This is a genomic window from Mesorhizobium sp. Arg314 (assembly GCF_053714275.1).
The window spans coordinates 214089-225555 of sequence record NZ_JBSKBP010000010.1 but is presented as its reverse complement, the minus strand read 5'-3'; the positions used below and the strand labels follow the sequence as shown (position 1 = coordinate 225555).

General features: G+C 60.9%; 14 protein-coding genes. 5 read left to right on the top strand and 9 right to left on the bottom strand.

The window, feature by feature from the left end:
* Positions 1-61: 61 nt before the first annotated feature.
* On the bottom strand, positions 62-382 hold the full coding sequence (locus ACWGS9_RS13820) for a hypothetical protein (RefSeq protein WP_454505776.1): 321 nt from the start codon (positions 380-382) through the stop codon (positions 62-64).
* 458 nt (positions 383-840) lie between these two features.
* On the opposite strand from ACWGS9_RS13820, the gene ACWGS9_RS13815 reads away from it, so the two are divergent.
* A complete protein-coding gene (locus tag ACWGS9_RS13815; RefSeq protein ID WP_454505775.1) occupies positions 841-1086 on the top strand; it encodes a hypothetical protein in 246 nt (81 codons plus the stop codon).
* 23 nt (positions 1087-1109) lie between these two features.
* Here the strand turns inward: ACWGS9_RS13815 and ACWGS9_RS13810 are convergent, their stop codons facing one another.
* The 5 genes from ACWGS9_RS13810 to ACWGS9_RS13790 form a co-directional block, all read right to left on the bottom strand.
* Positions 1110-1352, bottom strand: coding sequence for a hypothetical protein (locus ACWGS9_RS13810; protein ID WP_454505774.1), 243 nt, complete (start codon positions 1350-1352; stop codon positions 1110-1112).
* A gap of 234 nt (positions 1353-1586) precedes the next feature.
* A complete protein-coding gene (locus tag ACWGS9_RS13805) occupies positions 1587-2081 on the bottom strand; it encodes a hypothetical protein (protein WP_454505773.1) in 495 nt (164 codons plus the stop codon).
* A 497-nt stretch (positions 2082-2578) separates the two neighbouring features.
* Entirely contained in the window at positions 2579-2794 is a 216-nt protein-coding gene (locus ACWGS9_RS13800) for a hypothetical protein (protein ID WP_454505772.1), read from the bottom strand.
* A gap of 347 nt (positions 2795-3141) precedes the next feature.
* Positions 3142-3900 (bottom strand): hypothetical protein, encoded by a 759-nt coding sequence (locus ACWGS9_RS13795; protein WP_454505771.1) that lies wholly within the window; start codon positions 3898-3900, stop codon positions 3142-3144.
* Between the two features lie 92 nt (positions 3901-3992).
* Complete coding sequence (locus tag ACWGS9_RS13790) at positions 3993-5333, bottom strand: tyrosine-type recombinase/integrase (protein ID WP_454505770.1); 1341 nt, start codon at positions 5331-5333, stop codon at positions 3993-3995.
* A 347-nt stretch (positions 5334-5680) separates the two neighbouring features.
* Between ACWGS9_RS13790 and ACWGS9_RS13785 the strand changes: the two genes are divergently transcribed.
* Positions 5681-6037: a hypothetical protein gene (locus ACWGS9_RS13785; protein ID WP_454505769.1), complete on the top strand. Its 357-nt coding sequence runs from the start codon at positions 5681-5683 to the stop codon at positions 6035-6037.
* Between the two features lie 116 nt (positions 6038-6153).
* On the opposite strand, the gene ACWGS9_RS13780 is transcribed toward ACWGS9_RS13785, so the two are convergent.
* Positions 6154-6441, bottom strand: a complete 288-nt coding sequence (locus tag ACWGS9_RS13780) for a lactonase family protein (RefSeq protein ID WP_454505768.1) — start codon at positions 6439-6441, stop codon at positions 6154-6156.
* A gap of 222 nt (positions 6442-6663) precedes the next feature.
* On the opposite strand from ACWGS9_RS13780, the gene ACWGS9_RS13775 reads away from it, so the two are divergent.
* Genes ACWGS9_RS13775 through ACWGS9_RS13765 form a run of 3 tightly spaced genes read left to right on the top strand, consistent with a single transcriptional unit; the run spans position 6664 to position 9527 of the window.
* Positions 6664-7215, top strand: a complete 552-nt coding sequence (locus ACWGS9_RS13775; protein ID WP_454505767.1) for a MaoC family dehydratase — start codon at positions 6664-6666, stop codon at positions 7213-7215.
* Positions 7216-7218: 3 nt separating this feature from the next.
* Complete coding sequence (locus tag ACWGS9_RS13770) at positions 7219-8379, top strand: CaiB/BaiF CoA transferase family protein (RefSeq protein WP_454505766.1); 1161 nt, start codon at positions 7219-7221, stop codon at positions 8377-8379.
* A gap of 20 nt (positions 8380-8399) precedes the next feature.
* A complete protein-coding gene (locus tag ACWGS9_RS13765) occupies positions 8400-9527 on the top strand; it encodes an extracellular solute-binding protein (protein ID WP_454505779.1) in 1128 nt (375 codons plus the stop codon).
* A 75-nt stretch (positions 9528-9602) separates the two neighbouring features.
* On the opposite strand, the gene ACWGS9_RS13760 is transcribed toward ACWGS9_RS13765, so the two are convergent.
* A complete protein-coding gene (locus tag ACWGS9_RS13760; protein ID WP_454505765.1) occupies positions 9603-10442 on the bottom strand; it encodes an amidohydrolase family protein in 840 nt (279 codons plus the stop codon).
* 169 nt (positions 10443-10611) lie between these two features.
* Positions 10612-11400, bottom strand: a complete 789-nt coding sequence (locus ACWGS9_RS13755; RefSeq protein WP_320234474.1) for an IclR family transcriptional regulator — start codon at positions 11398-11400, stop codon at positions 10612-10614.
* Positions 11401-11467: the final 67 nt, after the last annotated feature.

Below are 11467 nucleotides of genomic sequence, written 5' to 3'. Positions count from 1 at the left end.
GCGTCACACCGACAGAGTGCTCACACTATTTCCAAAACTCAGGCTATGACCAACACTAATCTCATCCCGCTCTAGAGTCCCACGCGGCAGCGTCGGGAACGTCCCAGACTCCAGCCCCTTGGTGAATGGGGCCAACTCTTTCCTGGTGAGACTGAACAGCGCCCGCAATCCGATCCCGGATCAAACTAACCACGTCCGCAACATCCATCGCCATTTCCTGCGGCGCGAAATTCACGTGCGTGAGCGGCGTGTCATCAGTTTCCAGCTCACCAGAATGCGCGCGAAGGAAAATCTCCTCGTCGCGGCTCAGATCATCGACAGCAACAAACCCGGCAGCCAGAAGGCCGGCCCGCAGCTCTTGAAGAATTTGTTCGCGGGTCATTGTGCCCTCTGAATGCTCTGTCAGAGGATATTAACAGCAACGCTGGGCGTTAGCCTTCCACATTACCGGCAAAGTGATGTATTGTGCCGCATCGCAAAGGAAAATCCGGCCATGCTTCATGGAGGCAGCCGGTTATAACTGGCTCGGGTCATTCGATGGAGGAGGGATTGTGAATCCTTATGCTTTTTGGGGTGCGGGTATCGGAGCCGTCGCAGGCCAGTTTGTTATCTATTTGGTCCTGGTGTGGATTGGCGGCCGGCATGATGCCCATCCATTCAGGCAAATCATCGGCTTCAACTTTTGCATCCTTGTTGCGAGCGCTGCGACGGATGCCTCGACGACTTCACCTAGCCCTATGCTACAATGGCACCTCGCGTCGACTTTGATTGCCATCGTTGCGCTGTCGGTTGTTGAGATTAAGCGAAGCCGATCCCACGCACGACTTGCGGACAGATAACATGTTCAAGCGGTTGCGCTTTGACCTCATCGGGCTGGCCGACAGAGCAAAAAGCAATCCGGGAATATTGTTACTAATCGTTTTGTTGGCGATATCGATAGGTTCCCACTATCAAACAGGCAGAGAACTTGACCGACTTTGTGAATTGACTGGTTTGTACGACGGGTATCCCGCTCAGCCGACCCCTAATCGCGCAGAGATCGATTCGATCTGTGCGGATCGTATGAGCGGTGATGATCCGCAGTAGACAAACGAATTTCATTGGGGCGCCTAGGCGCCCCCGGCCTCGGATCGATCGGAAAATCCGGCACAAGCCTGGTAATCAGCCAAGGCCGTCGCATCCCCGGCCATGACAATATGGAGGCCGATAGGATCGACCCGCCACGGCGCCTTGGTGTGCAGTTGCTTGCCGATGCCGTAGCGCTTGCACCATCTGGCGATCGTATCTGGCGTCGTGCCAGCGATACCCGCCGCCAGTTGAAGGGTGAGAGGTTTTTCTGCTGTGCTGTTCATGCTGATAAAGCCCTGCTGCCATGATCACGCGAATAGGTAAAGCGCCGACATCGGATCCAGGCTCTCCCTCCCCTCCAAAGCCTTGCGGCGACGAAATTGCTTCGTCGATCGACAAGATGGCGGTCTGTGTTTCTGTCGTGTTTCGGTTTCTGTTTTTGTTTGGGTTTCTGTCTCTGTCTGAGTTTCTGTCTCAGTCTCTGTATATCGGAGTGCTCTGAAAGGGGTTTCATAGCCCTATGCCCTCCTGTTGCCGGCAAAGCCCGCCAGATAGCGTGAGTTCATCAGATGATCGCCCGCAGTGCGCACGTCCGCGAGAGGAGAGACATTCGTGGCTTTCGACTTCGCCTCCAGACTTTCGTTCAACTCGGACTCGACCGGGTCTTGGATGGCCGCACTGTCGAGCTCGGAAATGAGCCTGTTGACGCCCTGAAGGTGTTTGGGGTTGGCCGTTGGGTTATGCCGGAACCAGCGACGGATGAAGTACTCGAAAGCTTCGTCGTCGTAGGCGAGCATCTCGTCAGCGATCAGAGGGGCGCGGGCGGCCTGGACCCGTTCGACTGACCAGTTGAGATTTTCGGCGGCGTAGGCGTCGGGGAGCCTGAAGCACCCCGCGCTAGATTGATGCTCGCATGTGAGCAGGTACAAATAGAAGAGCCGGGAATCGTCCGACTGGCTTCGGAACCGTCGGGATTGCCAAACCTTGGGGCTTACCTTGGAGTACTCACGCATTGGTAGAGCCCTCCCGACGAATTGCGTTGGCCTGGCGGATCACCTCCACGGCCAGCAAGGCCGACAACGAGAACTTGCGTCGAAGATACGGGATGGTTGGACGCGGCCGCTCGTCGGATGGAACAGGCGACAGCCACCGGGCTGCATCGAGCACCAACTGACTGCGAACTTCCCCAGCGAGGGGAACCTGCGCCGCGGTCGGCGCAGGGAGGGTTTGATTTGAGGTAGCCATTACTGGTGGTCCCCCTCACACTTAAGGCGGAAATGCTCCTGCCGATGATGGCGCCGGCAAAGCCAATCGACATGCAGCGGCCGATCGTAATCCGTGTGGTGGGCTTCAGCGTCGGGTTCACCGCAGACCTTACACGGCATCTGCGTAATGAGGCCGGCTTTCAACGCGCTACGGAGAGCCCGTTGCGCCCATACCTTCTGCGGGTTTCCGTCTCGCCATTTTGCCTGGGGTAGAAATTTCGGTGAGTTCTCGGGAAGGGTCTCGCTCATTTCGACCTCCCGCCGAGGTGCGCCAGCTCGCAGACGAGACGAGCCATGGCGGGGGACAATCCATAACGTTTTGCGACGACGAGGGCGGCAAAACGCTGGACATCGATGGGGGCGTTGAGGTAGTTTTGAGCCGCTACAGCTTTTACATCTACCGAGGCGCCGATCCTGACGTTTGAGCCCGTCAGGGCCGGCGTTTCACTATGGAGATACATGTTCGTGTACCTCCATTACGACGCTACCGAAGTGGATTTGCGACGATTGCCTTCAATCCAGGCATCGAGGTCGTTAGGCGCGTAGACTACCGCGCGACCGAGCATAATGTACTCGGGCCCATTGCCAGTCAATCGCAGCTTTTCAAGAGTAGAAATGGAGAGTCCGACGTATCGCGCAGCACCATCTGTGCGGAGCATCATCTTGTGGGCGCTAGAGTCCGTATGCGACATTGATCTTGCCTCATCAACCGCCCGGAAAAGCCCGTGGCGTAGAGGCAACTTGCGGCAACGGAGGTGAGCAGTAACGGACGAACCCCTGCAATTCGTTGAGGGGGGTCTGTCTTTACTTAGGGTTGAACCCACTCGGGCCAATAGGCCGAGGTTGCAATCTTTGGCGTGGCCTTCAGTGCCCGGGTGCTGGCCTGTATCGCTCTTGTGAAATCAGTAGAGCGTGTCGAGCCGCCGGCATCCCCCCAGGCCGCTTGAACAAAGTCTATGAGAGCGGGCGTTGTAGCGGCCGGGGTAACGCCAGTCATAAAAGCCCATGCCTCGCTTAGGGTCTGGACAAACGCGTTCTTGGCCCGTTCGCCTTGATTCTTCCTGGTCCCCTTCAGACGGCGCCTGTTCGACTCGATTCGACGGGCAACCATTGCCAACCCCTTCTGCGCAAGAACGAGATGTTTCGCCAAGTCAGCTGCAAGAGCTTCGACATCCTCGCCTTTTTCGTGCGGGATGGTAACTATCTTCAAGGGCTTTTCCAGCCAGACGGCCTCGATAGCTTCTAGATTTCTGGTCGAGAGCCCTGAAAGATTCGCCATCAGCAAGTCTAACGAGGTGGAGGCTTTGCCGGCCAGCTTAGCCGTGCGCACCCAATCTGCCATGTTCGAATCTGACACGCCGGCATGATGGGCGTCGAAGGCTTTCATCAGCGCGACATGTAGGGTTCGGCGCCCGAGCGCCAGCAGCGCTGTTTCCGTTGCCTGGGCTTGAGCCCACGGGGCCAGTTTGCCTCCCCGGAGAAGCGAGACAACGATACCGTCAATCTCGAACGGTCCTGCCTTTGCCTCATAGGCCGGCAGATCCATCAAGGGGAATTTCAAATCCAACGCAGCACCTTCGCGATTGCACCAGGAGGGCCGCAGGGAAACCGGGAGGTGCGCCCCGGCTTGTCGGCTGGCCGGCCTATCCCTGCGAACTGTTAGCCTGTCTTGTCCTTCCTGATTGGAATGACTTCGGCGGGTTTCATTTCTTCGCCCATCGCTGCAGCGATAGTATTCCCTATGGCGTCGGACGCCTTGCGCAATGGATCGGCGTGCAGGTGTGCATACCGTTCGGTCGTGCGAGCCTGGGTGTGCCCCAACAGCTTGCCGACGATTGGCAGGCCGATGTTGGCGCCCACGCCAATAGATGCGTGGGTGTGCCGCAGATCGTGGATACGCACCCGGAAGGTAGGATTGTCCGCCTGAGCCGCGAGCCCGGCGCGCTTGCGAACCATCTGCCAAGGTCGCTTGAGATCGGCGCGTGGGCGGCTTTCGATCTTGCCGCCCTTGAGCGTTTTTGGCTTCCCGGGAATAACGTACCGATCAATGCGCGGCAGTTCGGCCAGCACCATCTGAGCTGGAGCATTCAGAATAATGGTTTTCTGGCCGGTCTTGCTGTCAGGGAGCAGAAGCAAGCCGCGCTCTAAGTCTACCATGCTCCATTCAAGGTGGAGGATTTCCCGCAGGCGGGCGCCGGTCAGGATAAACAGACGCAGTGCCGCGGCCGATGCCGGGTCTATCTTCACCCGTCGATTGGCAGCCTTGGGCGCGTGCTTGATTTTCTTCTCGGGATCCGGTTCCCACGCAATTCCGACCGTCTCAGCTTCGCGGATGGCATCACCGAGGCGCAAGAGTTCATCGGAGGTCAGGAAACGCTCCCGCTTTACCTCTCGGTATTTGGCGATGCCGGCGGCCGGGTTTTCCATTTTGGGCAATACCTTGCCCTTGAGCGCCCAGCCGTACATCGAGCTGACAACATCGCGGACCCGGTTCGCGGTGGTGGGCTTTGCCTTTAGGCTAAGCACGAGCGCAGCCAGATCGCTCGGTGTCAACGCCACCGCCTTTCGCGTGCCAAAGCGCGGCACGGCGTACGCATTGAGCATGTGGGCGTACTGCGCGTGCGTATTGGGCTTCTTGATCGCCTCGATATGAGCGAGGAAGGCCTCGGCCAGCTTCGCGAAGGTGAGGGCGCCTCGATCCTCTGCCCGGTCCCGGGAGGGGTCTTGCCCTTTGACGACCGAAGCGAGCAGGTCTTTCGCGACGTCACGGGCCTGGTCCGGCGTAATCTTGCCAACCTTGGCAATGGTCACTCGCTTGACCGGCGCCGAACGGCCGGAGCCAGCGCGATAGCGGACAATGTAGGACATACCGCCGGTGGCCCGAACGCGAAGGCCAAATCCGATCAACTCGCTGTCGAACAGATAGAAGTCAGTACCATCCGGCTTGGTGGCGTCCACCAGCCGTTTGGTGATTTTGACTGTCCTGCCGCCTTCCGACATACTGAGACACCATTTCGAGGGTCGGGGCACCACCGGGGCACCACAAAAACGGAAACGTCGCGATACTCTCGGAAACACCATAACTGATTTGCATTGAAATCACTAGGTTTTCGGAAACTTCCTGCAACGAACGGAAACAGAACGAAAGAAAGGCCCTGTGAATGGCATTCAAGAGGTCGTCGGTTCGATTCCGATTGGCTCCACCAAACAGTCTCTTGGCGACGCTTGGCTTTGCGGCATTCGCGCTTGTTGCCTGCCAATCTGCTCCGGACACGCAGCCTGTTGCTGACCCGCAACCTGTCCCGGCCGCCACTGCTGCTCCCGCACCTGCCTCGCCGAATTCGGCGGTGCTGGATCAGACGGCTGCGATCGTTCCGCCCGGCAAAGGCGTTCCGGCCAGATACGCCGCATTCTCCGGCATATGGTCAGGGCAGCTCAACGGCATGTATGACGGCAAGCTGGCGGTTCTGACCGTGTCTTCAGGCGGGCAGGTGACGGTCAGCTATGCCTGGGGCGATCTGGCCGACAACAAGCCGGGTGTCGCCGACGGCTCGGGCCGGATCGTCGGCAACACGTTGAAGCTCGGGCGCCTGCCGAACGGCGCGGACATTACCGCCACGATGCCGTCGCCAGGAACGCTCAATGTTACCTACGCGCTTGCGGGGCAGACCTATACCGGCTCGTTCGCCCGGGTCAGCCAGTGAGCATGCTTGGCTGCTAATGCATGTCACCCAGAAGTGTGCAGCGGTTCTGGGACAACGACATGCATCAAAACAAAGACTAAAGCGCGTCGCCTGAAGCCGGTTCAGCGCGACGCGCTTTAGGATCGGAGCGGGTCCTCGATAATCCGCACGCACATCGGCATTCCGATTTTGATGGCATGGCCGTTGTCGGTCAGCCGGCCGCTGGCTTCATCGCGAGCGAAGATCGAGATGCGGTCGGCGTTCGGATTGGCCGAAATCAAGTGCCGGCCGGAGGCGCTGAGCGCAAGGTTGCGCGGCGTCGCGCCGCCGCAAGGCGCGAAGTCGACCCGATCGAGCTTTCCGGACTGCTGATCGCGCGCCCTGGAAATAGGGTGCCTCGCGGTTGAGGCTGCCGACAAAGACAAGACAGGCGCGTTGCATCGATGTTCCTCCCATGCCCCGGCGGCTCCTCCGCTTGTGCCGGCTTTGCAAAAATTTCGCCGATCGTCGCTTGCAAGGCAATCCCATATGTGAAAATATTATTCACAAAAGAAAATTGACGGGAGGAAAGTGATCATGCATCTCGCCATCCGGCATCGCGCCCGGAACCGCTTTGCAGGCCGCGCCGGAACCTCCCGGAGCGAGGCATGAGCACATTCTCGCCGACTGTCGGTGTCGCCTCGACGTATCCGGCCGACATGCCTGAGGCGCATGCCGACATCCCCGTCTGGAATTCGGAAAACTGGTTCTACGAGGACTGGCAGCCCGGCCACAAAATCCGTTCGCTCCGCCGCACCGTCTCCGAGGGCGAAAGCCATATGTTCAATGCGCTGGTGCTGGATATCCACCCTTACGTGCAGGACCAGATGTTCGCCGAGAAGGAAGGCATCTTCGGCCGGCGGCTGGTGGCCGGCGCCTTCGTCTTTTCGGCCGGGCTCGGCCTGGTCGCCACCAACTGCCTCAATGCCTTTTCCTATGGCTATGACAAGCTGCGCTTCATCAAGCCGGTCTTCATCGGCGAGACCATCTATTCGATCCGCACCAACCTCGACAAAAAGCCTCGCTACCGGGACATGGGCCTGATCCGCGCCAGCTATGAAGTCTTCAAGGGTGAAGGAGAGCTGGCGCTCTACTGCGAGCACCTGCAGACGGTGAAATACAAGAACCCGGCCGACTTTGTCGGCAAGACAGAGAAGTGAACCGTGGCCGTTGATACCGAACTTCCGCTGGCCGGCCTCGTCGTCATCGACATGAGCCAGTTCCTGTCGGGACCCTACTGCTCGCTGCGCCTGCTCGACCTCGGCGCGCGCGTCATCAAGGTCGAGCGGCCCGATGGCGGCGACCTGTCGCGCCGGCTCTATCTCAGCGACACCGAGATCGGCGGCGATTCCACCATTTTCCACGCCATCAACCGCGGCAAGGAGAGCCTGGCCGTCGACCTCAAGAACGAGACCGATCTCGCCATGCTGCGCGGGCTGATCGCCAAAGCCGACGTGCTGATCCAGAATTTCAGGCCGGGCGTCATCGAACGGCTCGGCCTCGACTATGAGCATGTCAGGACGCTCAATCCCCGGCTCGTCTATGCCTCGATCAGCGGTTATGGCGAGGATGGCCCGTGGGTCAAGCGCCCGGGGCAGGACCTGCTGGCGCAGGCGCGCTCCGGGGTGATGTGGCTGAACGGCGACGAGGAGCAGGGGCCGGTGCCGTTCGGCCTGGCGATTGCCGACATGCTGGCGGGCGCGGCTAGCGCGCAAGGCATCCTCGCCAAGCTGGTGCGGCGCGGCATCACCGGCCAGGGCGGCCATGTCGAAACCAGCCTGCTTGAGGCGCTGATCGACTTCCAGTTCGAAGTGCTGACCACGCATCTCAACGACGGCCGCCGCCTGCCGAAGCGCTCGTCGTTCCGTAGCGCGCACGCCTATCTCTCGGCGCCTTACGGCGTCTATCGGGCCAGGGAGGGCTACCTGGCGATTGCCATGACGCCGATACCGAAGATTGCCGACCTGCTCGAATTGCCCGAGCTTGACCCGTTCCGCGACAAGCCGGCGATCTGGTTCACCGCCCGCGACGAGATCAAGGCGATCATCGCCAGACGCATTGCTGAAAAGACCATCGACGAATGGCTGGCCGTCCTCGAGCCCGCCGATGTCTGGTGCGCCAAGGTGCTGACCTGGCCGGAGCTGATGGAAAGCGACGGCTTCAAGACGCTCGACATGCTGCAGACCGTGACGCGCGAGGACAACGTCTCGATCCTCACCACGCGCACGCCGCTGCGCGTCGACGGCGCTCGCGCCAAGGTCGATCGGGCCGCCCCTCGCATCGGCGAGCACAGCGAAAAAATCCGCGCGGAGTTCGGCCTGTGAGCGGTGTTTCGTTGAAAGGCATGACCTGGAGCCATCCGCGCGGCTACGACCCGATGGTGGCGTGCTCGGCGCTTTGGAAAGAAAAAACCGGCGTCTCGATCGAATGGGAAAAGCGTTCGCTGCAGGATTTCGAGTCCTTCCCTGTCGAAGAACTCGCCCGCGCCTATGACCTGATCGTCATCGACCATCCGCATGTCGGCCAGATCACCGCCGAAAAATGCCTGGCGCCACTCGACGTGCCAGGCCGCGAAGCGGAACGCGAAGCGCTCGCGAGGGCAAGCGTCGGCCGCTCATATCCGAGCTACACCTGGCAGGGTCGGCAGTGGGCGTTTCCAATCGATGCCGCGACCCAGGTCGAGGCCTGGCGTCCCGATCTGATCGAAGCCGCGCCGACGATCTGGACCGAAGTGCTGGCGCTTGCCGAGCAGGGCCGCGTGCTCTTGCCGCTCCGGCCACCGCATTCGCTGATGTGCTTCTACACTTTGGCCGCCGATCTCGGCCGGCCCTGCGCGGTCGACGGTTCGGCCGACCTTGCCGATGGCGAGACCGGCGAGACCGCTTTCGAAATGCTGCGCGAGATCGCGGCACTTGCCGATCCCGCATGCCTGGCGATGGATCCGATCGCGGTGTTCGAAAGGATGGCACAATCCGGTTCGCGCATTGCCTGCGCACCGCTGGTCTACGGTTATGTTCCCTATGCAGTCGAAGGTTTCCGGCCGCACCGGCTTGCCTTTGCCGATATGCCGGTCGTCGGCGGCAACGGTCCGGTCGGCTCGGCGCTCGGTGGCACCGGCATTGCCGTCTCCGCCTTTTCCGCCGGACGCGAGGCGGCCATCGACTTCGCCTACTGGATCGCCAGCGGCGATGTGCAGCGCGGGCCCTACGCCGCCGCAGGCGGCCAGCCTGGCCATGCCGCGGCCTGGGAGGACGACGCCGTCAACGCCGCGACGGGCGACTTCTATCGCGCCACGCGCGCGACCCTCGAAGGCGCCTGGGTGAGGCCGCGCCATGACGGCTACATGGCGTTCCAGCAGTGGGCTTCGGACCGCATCAATGAAGGCCTTGCCGGCCGGCAGGACGCCCGGCGCGTCGTCGCCGATATCAATCGCTTTTTCCGGGAGAGCTTCGCGCCGGCCGTCGCCGGCTAGTTCTGGTGCACCAAGGGAAAATGACCAGCTGATACGCGCCGTAGCCTTCCGTCCGGAATTGCGTCAAACAAATAGTCAATCCAACCGCCACAGCCGGCGCGCATTGCCCGAAAGCAGGCGCGCTCGCTCCGACTCGCTGGTGCCCGCGACCAAAGCGTGCGTGGCGGCAACCCAGGTCGTCAGCCCGCCGCCCAGCGTGCAGACCGGCCAGTCGCTGCCCCAGATCACCCGATCCCAGCCGAAGCACCGGATCGTGTGCTCAACATAGGGCTTGAGCGTCTCGACGATCCAACTCGCCGGATCGGCATAGGCGACGACGCCGGAAATCTTGGCCGTGACGTTGGGTCGTTTGGCGATCGCTTCCATATGCTCGCGCCATGGATGCTCGGCATTGCCCTTGATGTCGGGCACGCCGCAATGATCGAGGACGAACTGGACATCGGGCGCGAGGTCGGCGAGCGCGATCGCCTTCGGAATCTGATGCGGCAGCACGACCAGGTCGAATGTCAGGCCGGTGTCGGCCAGCCGCTTGACGTTCTGGCGAAACAGCGCCCCTTCCGAAAGATCGTCGGGCACCACATGCAGCACGCGCCGGAAGCCTTTGACGAACGGCTCGGCCTTCACCGTCTCCAGATAAGCCTCGAAACCAGCCTCTTCGGGGCGGCAGGACGCGATTGCACCGCGAAGCAGGCTGCCCGCCCGGCCGGCGAGAGACTTCACATAAGCGGTTTCGGCGACGATATCCGCAGGGGCGACATCGACCTCCATATGCAGCACGCCATCGATGCCTGAGCGCCGTGCGTCGGCGGCATATTCGTCATAGGAGAAATCGCGGTTCAGTGCCGGCACGCCGGCCAGCCACGGATAGCGAAGCGCGCTCTGGTCGATGAGATGCAGATGCGTGTCGATGATCATGGCGGCGTATCCTCCGTGGCCCTGGAGAATGATCCCGAAAAGTTGCAGACTTTTCGGACAAGATCATGCTCCAAAAAACAAAGCCTTAGAGCGGGATGGCCGGCAGCTTTTGAACCCATCCCGCTCTAAGGCATTATCTCGCTGAAAAATCCATTATTCAAATAAGAAATTACGACGATTGCGCCACATCGGACCCTGCAAGCTGGGAGAGCCTTGCCGCTGCGTCCTGCAGATGCCGAATCGTCAGCGTGATGTCCGGCGCGGTGGGCGCGTTGACCAGGGTGATGTAGGGGATGGTGAGCGCCGCGATCGCTCTGCCGTCGGGTCCGAGCACCGGCGTCGAAAGGTTGTAGACGCCAGCGGTCTGCAACGATGCCATCATCTCGTAGCCGCGGTCGCGGACCTGGTCGAGGCGGGCGAAGAATTCCGGTGTCAGGTTGAGCTGTTCCGTGCTTTGCAGATGCTCGGCGATCATCATCTTGCGCTCTTCCGGTGAGCGGAAGGCGAGCAGCACATGACCGGAGCCGGTGTCGAACAGGCTGATATGCGAGCCGACGCGGATCGAGATACCCCAGTAACGCGGCGCTTCCTGCTGGGCGATAACCACGGCGGCGCCGCGGTCGAACACCACCAATTGGTTGGCCTGCCATGAGGTTTCGGCCAGTTCCCGCATGATCGGCGTTGCATAGGACACCAGCCGCCGCACCGGCGCATGCAATTGCGCGAGACCGAAAAGCTTGAGCGTCAGCGAATAGCGATCGCCGTCGATCTTGGTGACATAGCCGCGCCGCACCAGGCGGTCGAGCATGCGGTAGAACTCGTTCGGGCTGCGGTCGAGCCGCTTGGCGATCTCCGCCTGGGTCAGTCCGCCGTCCACGCTCGACAGAAGTTCGAGGATATCCAGACCTTTGTCGAGTGCCGGCGCGCGGTAGCGGTCCCCGTCTTCTTCCTCTGCCACCAACCCCTCCAGTGAATTCCGATCTGCATATATGCATGAACTTCATTCCGCTGGAAGCATAATCGAC

Bases quoted from the DNA above. Each gene is read 5' to 3' on its own strand.
- ACWGS9_RS13820 (WP_454505776.1), bottom strand. From the start codon at position 382: ATGACCCGCGAACAAATTCTTCAAGAGCTGCGGGCCGGCCTTCTGGCT.
- ACWGS9_RS13815 (WP_454505775.1), top strand. From the start codon at position 841: ATGTTCAAGCGGTTGCGCTTTGACCTCATCGGGCTGGCCGACAGAGCA.
- ACWGS9_RS13810 (WP_454505774.1), bottom strand. From the start codon at position 1,352: ATGAACAGCACAGCAGAAAAACCTCTCACCCTTCAACTGGCGGCGGGT.
- ACWGS9_RS13805 (WP_454505773.1), bottom strand. From the start codon at position 2,081: ATGCGTGAGTACTCCAAGGTAAGCCCCAAGGTTTGGCAATCCCGACGG.
- ACWGS9_RS13800 (WP_454505772.1), bottom strand. From the start codon at position 2,794: ATGTATCTCCATAGTGAAACGCCGGCCCTGACGGGCTCAAACGTCAGG.
- ACWGS9_RS13790 (WP_454505770.1), bottom strand. From the start codon at position 5,333: ATGTCGGAAGGCGGCAGGACAGTCAAAATCACCAAACGGCTGGTGGAC.
- ACWGS9_RS13775 (WP_454505767.1), top strand. From the start codon at position 6,664: ATGAGCACATTCTCGCCGACTGTCGGTGTCGCCTCGACGTATCCGGCC.
- ACWGS9_RS13765 (WP_454505779.1), top strand. From the start codon at position 8,400: ATGACCTGGAGCCATCCGCGCGGCTACGACCCGATGGTGGCGTGCTCG.
- ACWGS9_RS13760 (WP_454505765.1), bottom strand. From the start codon at position 10,442: ATGATCATCGACACGCATCTGCATCTCATCGACCAGAGCGCGCTTCGC.